General features: G+C 57.8%; 16 protein-coding genes. All 16 read left to right on the top strand.

The features are described from left to right. Nucleotides 1-55 precede the first annotated feature (55 nt). The 16 genes from K5K95_RS08905 to K5K95_RS08830 all read left to right on the top strand — a co-directional run bounded on the left by K5K95_RS08905 (nucleotide 56) and on the right by K5K95_RS08830 (nucleotide 16,127). On the top strand, nucleotides 56-463 hold the full coding sequence (locus tag K5K95_RS08905; RefSeq protein WP_090177601.1) for a F0F1 ATP synthase subunit I: 408 nt from the start codon (nucleotides 56-58) through the stop codon (nucleotides 461-463). 16 nt (nucleotides 464-479) lie between these two features. Beyond that, on the top strand, nucleotides 480-1,349 hold the full coding sequence (gene atpB, locus K5K95_RS08900; protein ID WP_222589145.1) for a F0F1 ATP synthase subunit A: 870 nt from the start codon (nucleotides 480-482) through the stop codon (nucleotides 1,347-1,349). A 133-nt stretch (nucleotides 1,350-1,482) separates the two neighbouring features. Further along, complete coding sequence (gene atpE, locus K5K95_RS08895) at nucleotides 1,483-1,740, top strand: F0F1 ATP synthase subunit C (protein WP_002555987.1); 258 nt, start codon at nucleotides 1,483-1,485, stop codon at nucleotides 1,738-1,740. 56 nt (nucleotides 1,741-1,796) lie between these two features. Beyond that, nucleotides 1,797-2,267: a F0F1 ATP synthase subunit B gene (locus K5K95_RS08890; protein ID WP_007948090.1), complete on the top strand. Its 471-nt coding sequence runs from the start codon at nucleotides 1,797-1,799 to the stop codon at nucleotides 2,265-2,267. A gap of 12 nt (nucleotides 2,268-2,279) precedes the next feature. Next, the gene (locus K5K95_RS08885; RefSeq protein WP_222589144.1) at nucleotides 2,280-2,816 is read left to right on the top strand and encodes a F0F1 ATP synthase subunit delta; all 537 of its coding nucleotides are present in this window, start codon (nucleotides 2,280-2,282) and stop codon (nucleotides 2,814-2,816) included. Nucleotides 2,817-2,837: 21 nt separating this feature from the next. Next, nucleotides 2,838-4,382: a F0F1 ATP synthase subunit alpha gene (gene atpA / locus K5K95_RS08880; protein WP_090177609.1), complete on the top strand. Its 1,545-nt coding sequence runs from the start codon at nucleotides 2,838-2,840 to the stop codon at nucleotides 4,380-4,382. A gap of 50 nt (nucleotides 4,383-4,432) precedes the next feature. Next, nucleotides 4,433-5,293: a F0F1 ATP synthase subunit gamma gene (gene atpG, locus K5K95_RS08875; protein WP_090177612.1), complete on the top strand. Its 861-nt coding sequence runs from the start codon at nucleotides 4,433-4,435 to the stop codon at nucleotides 5,291-5,293. 27 nt (nucleotides 5,294-5,320) lie between these two features. Next, entirely contained in the window at nucleotides 5,321-6,700 is a 1,380-nt protein-coding gene (atpD, locus tag K5K95_RS08870; RefSeq protein ID WP_222589143.1) for a F0F1 ATP synthase subunit beta, read from the top strand. A 45-nt stretch (nucleotides 6,701-6,745) separates the two neighbouring features. Next, on the top strand, nucleotides 6,746-7,171 hold the full coding sequence (locus K5K95_RS08865; RefSeq protein ID WP_222589142.1) for a F0F1 ATP synthase subunit epsilon: 426 nt from the start codon (nucleotides 6,746-6,748) through the stop codon (nucleotides 7,169-7,171). Nucleotides 7,172-7,287: 116 nt separating this feature from the next. Continuing rightward, nucleotides 7,288-8,655 (top strand): bifunctional UDP-N-acetylglucosamine diphosphorylase/glucosamine-1-phosphate N-acetyltransferase GlmU, encoded by a 1,368-nt coding sequence (gene glmU / locus K5K95_RS08860; RefSeq protein ID WP_222589141.1) that lies wholly within the window; start codon nucleotides 7,288-7,290, stop codon nucleotides 8,653-8,655. Nucleotides 8,656-8,872: 217 nt separating this feature from the next. Beyond that, the gene (locus tag K5K95_RS08855) at nucleotides 8,873-9,649 is read left to right on the top strand and encodes a DeoR/GlpR family DNA-binding transcription regulator (protein WP_222589140.1); all 777 of its coding nucleotides are present in this window, start codon (nucleotides 8,873-8,875) and stop codon (nucleotides 9,647-9,649) included. 1 nt (nucleotide 9,650) lies between these two features. Continuing rightward, complete coding sequence (gene glmS / locus K5K95_RS08850; protein WP_222589139.1) at nucleotides 9,651-11,483, top strand: glutamine--fructose-6-phosphate transaminase (isomerizing); 1,833 nt, start codon at nucleotides 9,651-9,653, stop codon at nucleotides 11,481-11,483. A 79-nt stretch (nucleotides 11,484-11,562) separates the two neighbouring features. After that, the gene (locus tag K5K95_RS08845) at nucleotides 11,563-12,465 is read left to right on the top strand and encodes a LysR family transcriptional regulator (RefSeq protein WP_222589138.1); all 903 of its coding nucleotides are present in this window, start codon (nucleotides 11,563-11,565) and stop codon (nucleotides 12,463-12,465) included. A gap of 125 nt (nucleotides 12,466-12,590) precedes the next feature. Continuing rightward, a complete protein-coding gene (locus K5K95_RS08840; protein WP_222589137.1) occupies nucleotides 12,591-13,217 on the top strand; it encodes a glutathione S-transferase family protein in 627 nt (208 codons plus the stop codon). 63 nt (nucleotides 13,218-13,280) lie between these two features. Next, entirely contained in the window at nucleotides 13,281-15,311 is a 2,031-nt protein-coding gene (locus K5K95_RS08835; protein ID WP_222589136.1) for a pyridoxamine 5'-phosphate oxidase family protein, read from the top strand. A 438-nt stretch (nucleotides 15,312-15,749) separates the two neighbouring features. Beyond that, nucleotides 15,750-16,127, top strand: a complete 378-nt coding sequence (locus K5K95_RS08830) for a DUF6124 family protein (RefSeq protein WP_222589135.1) — start codon at nucleotides 15,750-15,752, stop codon at nucleotides 16,125-16,127. The last annotated feature ends 30 nt before the right edge of the window (nucleotides 16,128-16,157 follow it).

Genomic DNA, 16,157 nt, shown 5'->3' with positions numbered 1-16,157 from the left:
ACAAATTATGCCAAGTTATTGAATTCTGGCAGCCGACCATTGGAGAGCAATAGTGATGGAAACACGCACGCCAAACCGCTTGCCGTTCCATCGCCTGGCAGTTTTTCCGGTGTTAGCGGCTCAATTTGTCGTTTTGCTGATCGCCGCTTTGGCGCTCTGGCAATGGCACGGAGTCGTTGCCGGGTACTCAGGACTCTGCGGAGGTCTGATAGCCTTGCTGCCCAATGTTTATTTCGCTCACAGGGCATTTCGGTTTTCCGGCGCCCGAGCAGCTCAAGCCATCGTCCGGTCTTTTTATGCCGGTGAGGCGGGCAAACTGATTTTGACGGCAGTGCTCTTTGCATTGACGTTCGCAGGTGTGAAGCCATTGGCGCCGCTAGCTGTATTCGGCGTCTTCGTGTTGACCCAACTGGTCAGCTGGTTCGCGCCCCTGCTGATGAGAACAAGACTTTCGAGACCTTAGGGCGTTTGAGGCAACCATGGCAGAAACAACCGCTTCGGGCTATATCCAGCACCACTTGCAGAACCTGACCTTCGGGCAGCACCCAACTGGCGGGTGGGGTTTTGCCCACACCGCAGCAGAAGCCAAAGAAATGGGCTTCTGGGCTTTCCACGTCGATACCCTCGGCTGGTCGGTCGCGTTGGGTCTGATTTTCGTTCTTCTTTTCCGCATGGCGGCAAAGAAAGCGACTTCCGGTCAGCCTGGTGCTTTGCAGAACTTCGTTGAAGTATTGGTCGAATTCGTCGATGGCAGCGTGAAAGACAGCTTCCATGGCCGTAGCCCGGTGATTGCACCGCTGGCACTGACCATCTTCGTCTGGGTGTTCCTGATGAACGCCGTCGACCTGATTCCGGTCGACTGGATTCCTCAGCTGGCCATCCTGATTACCGGCGACCACCACATTCCGTTCCGTGCAGTGTCGACCACTGACCCGAACGCGACCCTGGGCATGGCCCTGTCGGTGTTCGCGCTGATCATCTTCTACAGCATCAAGGTCAAGGGCATCGGCGGCTTCATCGGCGAACTGACCCTGCACCCGTTCGGCAGCAAGAACATCTTCGTTCAAGCGCTGCTGATTCCGGTGAACTTCCTGCTGGAGTTCGTGACGCTGGTGGCCAAGCCAATCTCCCTGGCACTGCGTCTGTTCGGCAACATGTACGCCGGCGAGCTGGTCTTCATTCTGATTGCTGTGATGTTCGGCAGCGGTCTGCTCTGGCTTAGCGGCCTGGGCGTAGTTCTGCAGTGGGCGTGGGCTGTGTTCCACATCCTGATCATCACCCTGCAGGCGTTTATCTTCATGATGCTGACCATCGTTTACTTGTCGATGGCGCACGAAGAGAACCATTAAGACCAGTCTCGACTGGTCTGATGTCCCACTCGGTCAAACGAGTGGGGGCCCGAACTGGGCTATGAAACGATTTGTTTTACCGCTTTAAAATCTAAAAAACCTAAACCATACGACGTAAAAGTCGGGAGGAAAGATGGAAACTGTAGTTGGTCTAACCGCTATCGCTGTTGCACTGTTGATCGGCCTGGGCGCACTGGGCACCGCAATTGGTTTCGGCCTGTTGGGTGGCAAGTTCCTGGAAGGCGCAGCGCGTCAGCCAGAGATGGTTCCAATGCTGCAAGTTAAAATGTTCATCGTTGCCGGTCTGCTCGACGCCGTAACCATGATCGGTGTTGGTATCGCTCTGTTCTTCACTTTCGCGAACCCATTCGTTGGTCAACTCGCTGGCTAATTACTCGAACCTTCGAGTAATTGGTGTGATGTGCAACGAACGAGCGAGGTGTTGGCGTGAACATTAATGCAACCCTGATTGGCCAGTCCGTTGCGTTCTTCATTTTTGTACTGTTTTGCATGAAGTTCGTGTGGCCTCCGGTCATCGCGGCTTTGCACGAACGTCAGAAGAAGATCGCGGATGGACTGGACGCTGCCGCCCGAGCAGCTCGCGACCTGGAATTGGCCCAAGATAAAGCGGGTCAACAACTGCGCGAAGCAAAAGCTCAGGCAGCCGAAATCATTGAGCAAGCCAAGAAACGCGGTAACCAGATCGTTGAAGAGGCTGTTGAAAAAGCCCGTATCGACGCTGACCGTGTGAAGGTTCAGGCTCAGGCCGAGATCGAGCAGGAACTGAACAGTGTCAAAGACGCGCTGCGTGCCCAATTGGGTAGCCTGGCAGTCTCCGGCGCCGAGAAGATCCTGGGTTCCACAATCGATCAAAACGCGCACGCGGAGCTGGTAAATAAACTGGCTGCTGAAATTTAAGCGAGGGCGATCATGGCAGAATTGACCACGTTGGCCCGACCTTACGCTAAGGCAGCCTTCGAGCACGCCCAGGCCCACCAGCAACTGGCCTCTTGGTCAGCCATGCTCGGCCTGGCTGCAGCAGTGTCGCAAGACGACACCATGCAGCGCGTGCTCAAGGCCCCGCGACTGACGAGCGCAAACAAGGCCGCCACGTTCATTGACGTGTGCGGCGACAAGTTTGATGTCAAGGCACAGAACTTCATCAACGTCGTTGCCGAAAACGACCGTCTCCCGCTTTTGCCGGAGATATCCGCTCTGTTCGACCTGTACAAGGCTGAACAAGAGAAGTCGGTAGACGTTGAAGTGACCAGTGCTTTTGCATTGAACCAAGAACAGCAAGACAAACTCGCCAAGGTTCTCAGTGCACGACTCAACCGGGAAGTGCGCCTGCAAGTCGAGGAAGACAAATCCCTTATTGGGGGCATTGTCATCCGCGCCGGCGACCTGGTTATCGATGGCTCGGTTCGCGGCAAACTCGCGAGCCTTGCCGAAGCATTGAAATCTTGAGTTTGAAGGGGCAGCAGAGCAATGCAGCAACTCAATCCTTCCGAAATAAGTGAAATTATCAAGGGCCGCATCGACAAGCTCGATGTGACCTCCCAAGCCCGTAACGAAGGCACAGTCGTCAGCGTATCTGACGGTATCGTGCGGATTCACGGTCTGGCCGACGTAATGTACGGCGAGATGATCGAGTTTCCGGGCGGCGTCTTCGGTATGGCTCTCAACCTGGAGCAAGACTCCGTAGGTGCCGTTGTATTGGGCTCCTACCAGTCTCTGGCTGAAGGCATGAGCGCCAAGTGCACCGGCCGCATCCTCGAAGTTCCGGTTGGTAAGGAACTGCTGGGTCGCGTAGTCGACGCACTGGGTAACCCAGTTGACGGCAAAGGTCCGCTGAACAACACCGAGACCGATGCGGTCGAGAAAGTTGCTCCAGGCGTGATCTGGCGTAAGTCGGTAGACCAGCCTGTACAGACTGGCTACAAGGCTGTCGATGCCATGATCCCTGTCGGCCGTGGCCAGCGTGAGCTGATCATCGGTGACCGTCAGATCGGTAAAACCGCTCTGGCGATCGACGCGATCATCAACCAGAAAAACAGCGGTATTTTCTGCGTCTACGTAGCCATTGGTCAGAAACAATCGACCATCGCCAACGTGGTTCGCAAGCTGGAAGAAAACGGCGCGCTGGCTAACACCATCGTCGTGGCCGCGAGCGCTTCGGAATCTGCAGCACTGCAATTCCTGGCTCCGTACTCCGGTTGCACCATGGGTGAATTCTTCCGCGACCGCGGTGAAGACGCGCTGATCGTTTATGACGATCTGTCCAAGCAAGCAGTGGCTTACCGCCAGATTTCCCTGCTGCTGCGCCGTCCACCAGGCCGTGAAGCTTACCCAGGCGACGTGTTCTATCTCCACTCCCGTCTGCTGGAGCGCGCATCGCGCGTTTCGGAAGAATACGTAGAGAAGTTCACCAACGGCGCAGTGACCGGCAAAACCGGTTCCCTGACCGCACTGCCGATCATCGAAACCCAGGCTGGCGACGTTTCCGCGTTCGTTCCGACCAACGTGATTTCCATCACCGACGGTCAGATCTTCCTGGAATCGGCCATGTTCAACTCCGGGATCCGTCCTGCTGTGAACGCCGGTGTTTCGGTATCCCGTGTGGGTGGTGCCGCTCAGACCAAGATCATCAAGAAGCTCTCCGGTGGTATCCGTACCGCTCTGGCTCAGTACCGTGAACTGGCGGCATTCGCCCAGTTCGCTTCTGACCTGGACGAAGCGACCCGTAAGCAACTTGAGCATGGTCAGCGCGTTACCGAGCTGATGAAGCAGAAGCAATACGCACCAATGTCGATCGCTGACATGGCGCTGTCGCTGTATGCCGCTGAGCGTGGGTTCCTGACTGACGTCGAAATCGCCAAGATCGGCAGCTTTGAACAAGCGCTGATTTCTTACTTCAACCGCGATCACGCCGATTTGATGGCGAAGATCAACGTGAAGGGTGACTTCAATGACGAAATCGATGCAGGCATGAAAGCCGGTATCGAGAAGTTCAAGGCCACCCAAACCTGGTAAGCCGCAGCGGGAGCCGCAAGGCTCCCGCTTGCTAACCTGATAGGTGTTACATGGCAGGCGCAAAAGAGATTCGCAGTAAGATTGCGAGCATCAAAAGCACGCAAAAGATTACCAGCGCCATGGAAAAAGTGGCGGTCAGCAAAATGCGCAAGGCACAAATGCGCATGTCGGCTAGCCGTCCTTATGCGGAGCGCATCCGCCAGGTTATTGGCCATCTGGCCAACGCCAACCCGGAATATCGCCACCCATTCATGATCGACCGTGAAGTAAAGCGTGTCGGTTATGTCGTGGTGAGCAGTGACCGTGGTCTGTGTGGTGGCTTGAACACCAACCTGTTCAAGGCCCTGGTCAAGGACATGGCGGTAAACCGCGAAAACGGCGTCGAGATCGATCTGTGTGTTGTTGGTAGCAAGGGTGCGGCTTTCTTCCGCAACTTCGGCGGTAACGTCGTTGCAGCTATCAGCCACCTGGGTGAAGAGCCGTCGATCAATGACCTGATCGGCAGCGTCAAGGTGATGCTGGATGCCTACCTGGACGGCCGTATTGATCGCCTGTCCGTGGTGTCCAACAAGTTCATCAACACCATGACGCAACAGCCTACCGTGGAGCAGTTGATTCCATTGGTGGCAACCCCGGATCAGGAACTCAAGCACCACTGGGATTATCTGTACGAACCGGACGCCAAAGAGCTGCTTGACGGCTTGATGGTCCGTTACGTGGAGTCGCAGGTCTACCAGGCGGTGGTCGAGAACAACGCGGCTGAACAAGCTGCGCGGATGATCGCGATGAAAAACGCTACCGACAACGCCGGTGATTTGATCAGCGATTTGCAGCTGGTCTACAACAAGGCGCGTCAGGCTGCGATCACCCAAGAGATCTCGGAAATCGTCGGCGGCGCTGCCGCGGTTTAACGGTTCAAATATTCAGAGGATCCAGCTATGAGTAGCGGACGTATCGTTCAAATCATCGGCGCCGTTATCGACGTGGAATTTCCACGCGACAGCGTACCGAGCATCTACAACGCGCTGAAAGTAGTGAGCGCGGCTGAAACCACCCTGGAAGTTCAGCAGCAGCTGGGCGACGGCGTGGTTCGTACCATTGCGATGGGTTCCACCGAGGGCTTGAAGCGCGGTCTGGAAGTCACTGACTCTGGCGCAGCCATCTCCGTACCGGTCGGTAAAGCGACTCTGGGCCGGATCATGGACGTTCTGGGTAACCCGATCGACGAAGCTGGCCCGATCGCCACCGAAGAGCGCTGGGGCATTCACCGTCCTGCGCCAACCTTCGCTGAACAAGCGGGCGGCAACGACCTGCTGGAAACCGGCATCAAGGTTATCGACCTGGTTTGCCCGTTCGCCAAGGGCGGTAAAGTAGGTCTGTTCGGTGGTGCCGGTGTAGGCAAAACCGTAAACATGATGGAATTGATCCGTAACATCGCCATCGAGCACAGCGGTTATTCCGTGTTCGCCGGTGTGGGTGAGCGTACTCGTGAGGGTAACGACTTCTACCACGAGATGAAGGATTCCAACGTTCTGGACAAAGTGGCACTGGTTTACGGTCAGATGAACGAGCCGCCGGGTAACCGTCTGCGCGTAGCACTGACCGGCCTGACCATGGCCGAGAAGTTCCGTGACGAAGGTAACGACGTTCTGCTGTTCGTCGACAACATCTATCGTTACACCCTGGCCGGTACTGAAGTATCCGCACTGCTGGGCCGTATGCCTTCCGCAGTAGGTTACCAGCCGACCCTGGCCGAAGAGATGGGTACTCTGCAAGAGCGTATCACTTCGACCAAAAACGGTTCGATCACCTCGATCCAAGCGGTATACGTACCTGCGGATGACTTGACTGACCCGTCGCCAGCGACCACTTTCGCCCACTTGGACGCCACCGTCGTTCTGTCCCGTGACATCGCTTCCCTGGGTATCTACCCAGCGGTCGATCCACTCGACTCGACTTCGCGCCAGCTGGACCCGAACGTAATCGGCCAGGATCACTACGACACCGCTCGCGGTGTACAGTATGTTCTGCAACGTTACAAAGAACTGAAGGACATCATTGCGATCCTGGGTATGGACGAGCTGTCGGAAGCCGACAAGCAGTTGGTAAACCGTGCTCGTAAGATCCAGCGTTTCTTGTCGCAGCCGTTCTTCGTGGCTGAAGTCTTCACCGGTGCTTCGGGTAAATACGTTTCCCTGAAAGACACCATTGCTGGCTTCAAAGGCATCCTCAACGGTGACTACGACCACCTGCCAGAACAAGCGTTCTACATGGTCGGCGGCATCGAAGAAGCGATCGAGAAAGCCAAGAAACTGTAATCCCGGCGCCTGGCAACGGGCGCTAATTTAGGTTGAGGCAATCAGATGGCTATGACAGTCCATTGCGATATCGTCAGCGCGGAAGGAGAAATCTTTTCCGGTCTGGTCGAGATGGTGATTGCGCACGGTGCACTGGGTGATCTTGGTATCGCCCTGGGTCACGCGCCGTTGATCACTAATCTCAAGCCGGGCCCGATCCGCCTGGTCAAGCAGGGCGGGGAAGAGGAGGTGTATTACATCTCCGGTGGTTTCCTCGAGGTTCAGCCGAACATGGTCAAGGTTCTTGCCGATACCGTGCAACGTGCTGCCGACCTGGATGAAGCCTCCGCTCTGGAAGCCGTTAAGGCTGCCGAGAAGGCCTTGCATGAGCGGGGCGCGGAATTCGATTACGGTTCTGCATCCGCACGTCTGGCCGAGGCTGCAGCTCAGCTGCGCACCGTCCAGCAGATCCGCAAGAAGTTTGGCCACTAATAGGCCATCGCTTGTTGCGCGATTGATTAAAAAGGGTAGCCTCGGCTACCCTTTTTTCTTTTTCGACTTTCATAACCTGGTCGCAGCCGCTGACCACCCAGGATTGGTAGCCAGTCATGTCTTTAGAAATCGTTATTCTCGCTGCCGGCCAAGGCACTCGCATGCGTTCGGCGTTGCCGAAAGTTCTGCATCCCATTGCCGGCAATTCGATGCTCGGCCATGTTATCCACAGCGCACGGCAACTTGATCCACAGCGCATCCATGTGGTGATCGGTCATGGCGCCGAAGCCGTGCGTGAGCGCCTGGCGGCGGACGATCTGAATTTCGTCCTGCAGGACAAGCAGTTGGGTACCGGTCATGCAGTGGCGCAAGCCGTGCCATTCATCGAGTCCGACACCGTGCTGATTCTGTACGGTGACGTGCCTTTGATTGAAGTCGAAACCCTGCAGCGTTTGCTCAAGAAAGTTGCACCGCAGCAACTGGGTTTGCTTACCGTTGAACTGGATGACCCGACGGGTTACGGCCGTATCGTCCGTGATGCCGACGGTAAGGTCACCGCCATCGTCGAGCAGAAAGATGCCAACGAGGCCGAGCGCGCGATCACTGAAGGCAACACCGGGATTTTGGCCCTGCCTTTCGCGCAATTGGGTGGATGGATGAGCCGTCTCTCCAATAACAACGCCCAAGGCGAGTATTACCTGACCGACGTGATCGCGATGGCGGTCAGCGATGGTCTGGTGGTGGCCACCGAGCAACCACACGACGCCATGGAAGTGCAGGGCGCCAATGATCGCAAGCAACTCTCTGAACTCGAGCGCCACTACCAGTTGCGTGCTGGTCGCCGATTGATGGCGCAAGGCGTGACCCTGCGTGATCCGGCACGTTTCGATGTTCGTGGTGAAATCACCGTGGGCCGCGATGTGCTGATCGACATCAACGTGATCCTCGAAGGCAAAGTGGTCATCGAAGATGACGTGGTGATCGGTCCGAACTGCGTGATCAAGGACAGCACCCTGCGCAAAGGCGTGGTGATCAAGGCCAATAGTCATATCGAAGGCGCGATTTTGGGTGAGGGCAGCGATGCCGGTCCATTCGCGCGCTTGCGTCCAGGTACAGTGCTTGAAGCCCGAGCGCATGTGGGTAACTTTGTCGAACTGAAAAACGCGCATCTGGGTGAAGGCGCAAAAGCTGGTCACCTGACGTACTTGGGTGATGCCGAAGTCGGCGCGCGCACCAACATTGGCGCAGGCACAATCACCTGCAATTACGACGGCGCCAACAAGTGGAAAACCGTGCTGGGTGAAGACGTATTCATCGGCTCCAACAACTCGCTGGTGGCGCCTGTGGATATCTCTTCCGGTGCAACGACGGCGGCCGGTTCGACGATCACCCAGAATGTGGATAACGCGCAGTTGGCGGTTGGTCGGGCGCGGCAGAAGAACATCGACGGCTGGAAGCGGCCGGAGAAGATCAAGAAAAGCTGAGTTATCCACAAACGTTTTTCAAGTTTGAGTTATTCACAGCCTGATCGATCGTCATCGCGGGTAAGCCCGCTCCTGCAAGGTTTCACGGGACCTTTCAAGAGCGAGCTTGCCCGCGCTGCATTTATCCACAGACATTTTTTCTTACAGACGCTTGACGAAGTTTCACCAATAGGTTTTGATTGCTTCCGTTATCTTTCGAATCGAAACTTACTTGCTCATGTCGAAGCGCAATACACCACAACGTCGCCACAACATTCTCGCCTTGCTCACTGAACAGGGCGAAGTCAGTGTGGATGAGCTGGCCAAACGCTTCGAAACTTCGGAAGTTACGGTTCGCAAGGATTTGGCTGCGCTTGAGAGTAATGGCCTGTTGCTTCGCCGCTATGGCGGTGCGATCACCATGCCTCAGGAACTGGTCGCCGACATCGGCCAGCCGGTTTCCAAATACAAACAGGCCATCGCCCGCGCCGCCGTGAAACGGATTCGCGAGCATGCGCGAATCATCATCGATAGTGGCAGCACCACCGCCGCCATGATCCCGGAACTCGGCCAGCAGCCAGGCCTGGTGGTGATGACCAATTCCCTGCACGTCGCCAACGCCTTGAGTGAACTCGAACACGAACCGGTGCTGTTGATGACCGGTGGTACCTGGGACCCGCATTCCGAGTCCTTTCAGGGGCAGGTTGCCGAGCAAGTACTACGCTCTTACGACTTTGACCAGTTGTTCATCGGTGCCGATGGCATCGATCTGGTCCGTGGTACCACCACCTTCAACGAATTGCTCGGCCTTAGCCGTGTCATGGCCGATGTCGCCCGTGAAGTGATCGTGATGGTAGAGGCCGACAAGATCGGCCGCAAGATCCCCAACCTGGAACTGCCCTGGAGCAGTGTCCATACCCTCATTACCGATGATCGCTTGCCGCAAGATGCAAGGGATCAGATTCAGGCCCGCGGCATCAATTTGATTTGCGCGTCTGTCAGTCAGGAGAAATAGCATGTGTGGAATTGTCGGCGCAGTTGCAGAACGTAATATCACCGCCATCCTGCTCGAAGGCCTCAAGCGCCTGGAATACCGTGGCTATGACAGCGCCGGTGTGGCGGTCTTCACCAACGATGAAAAGCTCGAACGCACGCGTCGTCCGGGCAAGGTCAGCGAACTGGAGCTCGCCCTCGAAGCCGAACCTCTGGTTGGTCGTCTGGGCATCGCCCATACCCGCTGGGCCACCCACGGCGCACCGTGCGAGCGTAATGCGCACCCGCATTTCTCCGGCGACCTGGCGGTGGTACACAACGGCATCATCGAAAACCACGAAGCCTTGCGTGAACAGCTGAAAGCCTTGGGTTACGTGTTCACATCGGACACTGACACCGAAGTCATCGCTCACCTGCTGAACCACAAACTCAAGGACCTGCATGACCTGACCGTGGCCCTCAAGGCGACCGTTAAGGAACTGCACGGTGCTTACGGCCTGGCCGTGATCAGTGCTCATCAACCTGATCGTCTGGTCGCAGCCCGCAGTGGCAGCCCGCTGGTGATTGGTCTGGGCCTGGGTGAAAACTTCCTGGCATCCGACCAGTTGGCCCTGCGTCAGGTCACTGACCGTTTCATGTACCTGGAAGAAGGCGATATCGCCGAAATTCGCCGTGACAGCGTGCACATCTGGGACGTTGATGGCCAAGCCGTCGAGCGTGAAACCGTTCAGTATCGCGATGGCGCCGAAGCGGCCGACAAGGGCGAGTTCCGCCACTTCATGCTCAAGGAAATCCACGAGCAACCGGCCGTGGTTCAACGCACCCTCGAAGGTCGTCTGAGCCCCAATGGTGTACTGGTACAGGCTTTCGGCCCACAGGCGGCTGAGCTGTTTGCCAAAGTGCGCAATGTGCAAATCGTTGCCTGCGGCACCAGCTATCACGCCGGCATGGTTGCCCGTTACTGGCTCGAAGAATTGGCCGGTATCCCGTGCCAGGTCGAAGTCGCCAGTGAGTTCCGCTACCGCAAAGTCGTGGTGCAGCCAGACACGCTGTTCGTCACCATTTCCCAGTCCGGCGAAACCGCCGACACCCTGGCCGCCCTGCGCAACGCCAAGGAGTTGGGCTACCTCGCCAGCCTGGCGATCTGCAACGTCGGCATCAGCTCGCTGGTACGTGAATCCGACCTGACCCTGCTGACCCAGGCCGGTCGCGAAATCGGCGTCGCCTCGACCAAAGCCTTCACCACTCAACTGGTTGGCTTGTTGTTGCTGACTCTTTCTTTGGGTCAGGTTCGCGGCACATTGTCCAAGGACGTCGAAGCGACCCTGGTCGAAGAACTGCGTCGTCTGCCAGCTCGCTTGGGCGAAGCCCTGGCCATGGACAGCACCGTGGAGAAAATCGCCGAGCTGTTCGCCGAGAAGAACCACACCCTGTTCCTCGGCCGTGGCGCGCAATTCCCGGTGGCAATGGAAGGGGCCCTGAAACTCAAGGAAATCTCCTACATCCACGCCGAAGCCTACCCGGCGGGCGAGCTCAAGCACGGCCCATTGGCGCTTGTGGATAACGACATGCCAGTGGTCACCGTAGCGCCGAACAACGAACTGCTGGAGAAGCTCAAGTCCAACCTCCAGGAAGTCCGCGCCCGTGGTGGCCAACTGATCGTCTTCGCAGACGAACAGGCAGGCATGACCAACGGCGAAGGCACCCACGTTGTCCACATGCCGCACATCCACGACATCCTGTCGCCGATCCTCTACACCATTCCGCTGCAGTTGCTGTCGTACTACGTCGCCGTGTTGAAAGGCACAGACGTTGACCAGCCGCGCAACCTGGCGAAATCGGTGACTGTGGAATAAGTTATCCACAGGTGATCGAACCTTAAAAAATCGCAGCCTCCGGTTGCGATTTTTTTTATCTGCATGAAGGACAAGCGCCATGGACCGATTCCAGGAAATGCAAGTCTTCGCCGCCGTCGCCAAGGAGCAAGGTTTTTCGGCAGCGGCTCGGCTTTTGGGGATGTCGGCGGCGAGTGTCACTCGGGCCGTGGCGGCGCTGGAGAAGCGCATTGGCACTCAGTTACTGACGCGCACCACCCGCAGCGTGTATTTGAGCGAGGCAGGTCAGCGTTTTCTGGAGGATTGTCGGAGAATTCTTGCCGAGGTGCAGGAAGCTGAGGATTCAGCCGCCGGAAGTCATGCCCAGCCCCGTGGGCAACTGACTATCACGGCGCCTGTGTTGTTCGGTGATTTGTTCGTCACGCCGATCATGGTCGGTTACCTGACGCAATTTCCTGAAGTCAGCATCAATGCGCTTCTGGTCGACCGGGTGGTGAGTATGGTTGAGGAGGGCGTCGATGTGGCGGTGCGCATCGGCGAGCTGCCGGACAGCAATCAACATGCAATCCGTGTCGGTGAAGTGCGGCGGGTGATTTGCGCTTCTCCGCAATTCCTGAAAGCCCATGGTCGGCCTCGGCATCCATGCGAATTAAGCGCAGCACCGATCATTGCTACCTCGGCCATCGGGCAGCTCAGGAGCTGGCCGTTCCTTGAGGCGGGAGAGCCGATCAGCGTTCGTGCAGAACCGCGTCTTGTGGTCACCGCCAATCAGGCCGCTATCACGGCCGCCGCCATGGGCCTGGGGCTGACCCGAGTGCTGTCGTATCAAGTGGCGAGCAAGATTGCTGCGGGTGAGCTGGAAATAGTATTGGCTAACTTCGAACTGCCGCCGTTGCCCATTCATGTGGTCTATCAGGGCGGGCGCAAGGCTCCGGCGCGGGTCCGTAGTTTTGTCGACTTTGTTGTGAAGACACTGCGTGAACACCCGGCGCTGCAGGGCTAACGCGTTATTGCGCTGGATGAAATAATTGATTGCATTTGCTGGTTATTCTGTTGTTTTGGTTGTAGGTGGAAGATAGCTCCAATTGGCGCCGACCTAAACGGCGCCACCCACCAGCGGAGCCGACCATGCAAGCCATCAAACTCTACAACTTCCCACGTTCCGGCCATGCTCACCGTGTGCAGTTGATGTTGTCCCTACTGCAGCTGCCGACCGAGCTGATCTTGGTCGATCTGGCCAAAGGCGCGCACAAGCAGCCGGATTACCTGGCGATCAACCCGTTCGGTCAAGTCCCGGCGATTGATGATCAAGGTGTGGTGCTGGCCGATTCCAACGCGATCCTGGTTTACCTGGCCCACAAATACGGCAACGGGCGCTGGCTGCCCACCGATCCGGTCGGTGCGGCCAGAGTTCAGCGCTGGTTGTCGATCACCGCAGGGCCGATTGCCTACAGCGTTGCCCGAGCACGGCTGATCACGGTGTTCGGCGCGTCCTACAATGCTGAAGAAGTCATCGCCAACGCCCACGCCGTGCTCAAAGTAATCGATCAGGAATTGGCCGCTACGCAATACCTCGTCGGCAACGAGCCAACCATCGCCGATGTCTCGGCCTACAGTTATATCGCCCATGCGCCGGAAGGCAATGTGTCGCTGGACGACTACGCCAACATCCGGGCGTGGCTGGCGCGAGTTGAAGCGTTGCCAGGATTTGTCGGCATGCCGAGCACCATCGCCGGCCTGCAAAAAACCGCCTGATGCTCACGGCCCGACCCAGTCGGGCTGCTCACATTGCGCGATCGGCGCAGGGGAGAAACCGTTATGGAACGTTCACCTTGGCACGCTGGCGAAAAACAGTTGCAGGCTCACGTGGGTGTTGCAGAGCGAATGGACGTCGTAGGTCGTAAGGTGATTCGCAGCGAGATGCCGGATCAGCACCGCATGTTCTATCAGCAACTGCCGTTCATGCTGTACGGCGCGGTCGATGCCGATGGCAACCCTTGGGCCAGTATTCTTGAAGGGCCGCCAGGTTTTGCTCATTCCCCGGAGCCTGCGTTGTTGCAGTTCGACAGCCTGCCTGGCAACGACGACCCTGCGCAGTTGCAAGAAGGCGCGGCGATTGGCCTGCTGGGCATCGAACTGCACACTCGGCGTCGCAACCGTCTCAATGGCCGGGTTGGCGCCGTGACGGCGAACGGCTTTGGAGTGACGGTCGAGCAATCGTTCGGCAATTGCCCGCAGTACATTCAGCTGCGCCAGTTCCGCTCCGTGCCTTTGGCGGACCCGTCGACCCGTGTCGCGCAGCACCTCAATGCGCTGGATGACGCGGCCACCGCGATGATTGCCGACGCCGATACCTTCTTTGTCGCCAGCTACGTGGACGTCGATGGCCAACGCTCGGTGGACGTTTCTCACCGAGGTGGCCAAGCCGGTTTTGTCCAGGTTGAGGGCAATCGCCTGACCATTCCGGATTTTGCCGGCAACCTGTTCTTCAATACCTTGGGCAACCTGCTGATCAACCCTCGTGCGGGTTTGCTGTTTATTGATTTCAATTCGGGCGACTTGCTGCAGCTCAGCGGTCGCGCGCAGGTCATTCTCGAAGGCCCGCAGGTCGAAGCCTTTCAAGGGGCCGAGCGGTTGTGGACGTTCGAGGTGGAGCGTGTGGTGCGCCGGCCTGCCGCCCTGGCTTTGCGCTGGCGCTTTGACGGCGTGTCTCCGACCAGTTTGCTGACCGGCACCTGGGCGCAGGCGAACGCGCGGCTGCAAGCCAAGGCCCTGGGCGACAGCTGGCGGCCGTTGCGAGTGGTGCGCATCGAGCAGGAAAGCCACGCCATCCGTTCGATTTACCTGGAGCCCAGCGACGGCGCGGGGTTGCCGCTGTTTCAGGCCGGGCAGCATTTGCCGTTGCGATTCAACATTGCAGGCGATGTGCACATCCGCACGTACAGCCTGTCGAGCGCGCCCTCCGATGACTTTTTTCGCATCAGTGTGAAGCGTGACGGGTTGGTGTCTTCGCACCTGCATGAACATATTCGCGTCGGCGATGTGCTGGAAGCTCGTGCGCCTCAAGGGCATTTCACCGTGGCACCCCACGAGCGTCGGCCATTGGTGTTGTTGGCCGCCGGTGTTGGCATCACGCCGTTGCTGTCGATGGTGCGTGAGGTGGTTTACCAGGGTTTGCGCACCCGGCGCATTCGCCCGACGTGGTTTTTCCAGAGTTCGCGAACCTTGGCCGATCAGCTGTTTCGTCCGGAGCTGGATCGGTTGCTCGACGGCCTCGGTGACTCGGTACACGTGATGCGATTGCTCAGTCAGCCCGAAACGGATGCCCATGAGGGGGAAGATTTTGACCTGACCGGGCGGATCGACGCCGACCTGATCAAGACCGTTCTCGAAGTGGACGACTACGATCAGGTGGATTTTGTCCTGTGCGGTCCGGGCAGTTTTACCCAAGGGATGTATGACAGCCTGCGCAGTCTGGACATCCGCGACGCGAGGATTCATGCCGAAACCTTTGGCCCCTCGACATTGCGTCGTACGCCGGACCCGGATGCCGTGGTCATCGAGCAACCACCGGCTGCCACTGTTTCGGTGCCTGTCGTGTTCCAGCGCTCGGCCAAAGAGGCGCGCTGGCAGCCCGAGGGCGGCAGTTTGCTGGAGCTGGCGGAAAGCCGCGGATTGCGCCCGGAATTCAGCTGCCGCGGCGGATCTTGCGGCACCTGCAAAACGCGCCTGATCAGCGGCGAAGTGAATTATCCACAGCCCCCGGCGGAAGTGCCTGAGGCTGGAGAGGTGCTGATTTGTTGTGCGGTGCCGGCGCAGGGTTCGCAGCCGTTGGTGCTGGATTTGTGACCTATCGGGAATGCACAGGAGATCCCCTTGGGGAGTGAGTTGGCTCGCGATAGCGATGTGTCAGCCAACTTCAATGTTGAATGTTAAACAGCCTTCGCGAGCAAGCCCGCTCCCACATTGAGGTCGATGTTGGCCTGAAATTTACTGCGAACGTCCTACAAGCTTGAGCGTTCCTGGGGATGATTCCGACATGATCTGGCGGTTGTCGTGTCGGAAGTCGGAGGATAGGCTTCGCGGGGCGCTGCAAATTCAGTGATCGGGTTTGGTCGCTCAGGTTTAGAATGGCGCACGTTTGTGCTTGCTTCATGGCGAGCTGTGCGTGGGAGGGCTTAGGCTCTGCCGGGTTCCATTCCCTGGTCGACCAACCCGCGTACGGTTCGCCTCCCTTCTGCTTGGTCGCAGTGTTGGCGAGCTCCAGTCCTCGAATGGAGCTTCACCATGATTAAAGAAACCCCCAATCCCCCCGAATCCGCCGACGTTTCTCCCTACGAATCCGCCGACTCCAAAAAATTCAACGACGCTGCCGAACTCGCGCTGGATCACTACCTGAATCCCGCCGCTCTCAAGTCACCGGCCAACCGCAAACCGAGCACCCTGTTTCTGGTTGCGCCGGATATCAAAGACGAAGACCTGTTGGCCCACACCTGCGAGTCGCTGGCCCAGACCAGTGTGATGGCGAGTGATTTTGCGGGGTATCTGGAAGGTCCGCATCGGCACACGGCAATGGCGATTCAGCAGATCGTCATGCTGGCCGAACTGGCGGTGAACCGGATGCGGGATAACGTTGCCGTACCGAAACTTCAGCCGCACAGCTGATCTATTGTGGGAGCGGGCTTGCTCGCGAAA

It is taken from the genome of Pseudomonas sp. DR48 (assembly GCF_019823085.1).
Lineage (GTDB): Bacteria > Pseudomonadota > Gammaproteobacteria > Pseudomonadales > Pseudomonadaceae > Aquipseudomonas.
Note: the sequence above shows the minus strand (reverse complement) of the source record. Positions and strands in the feature narration are given on the sequence as shown.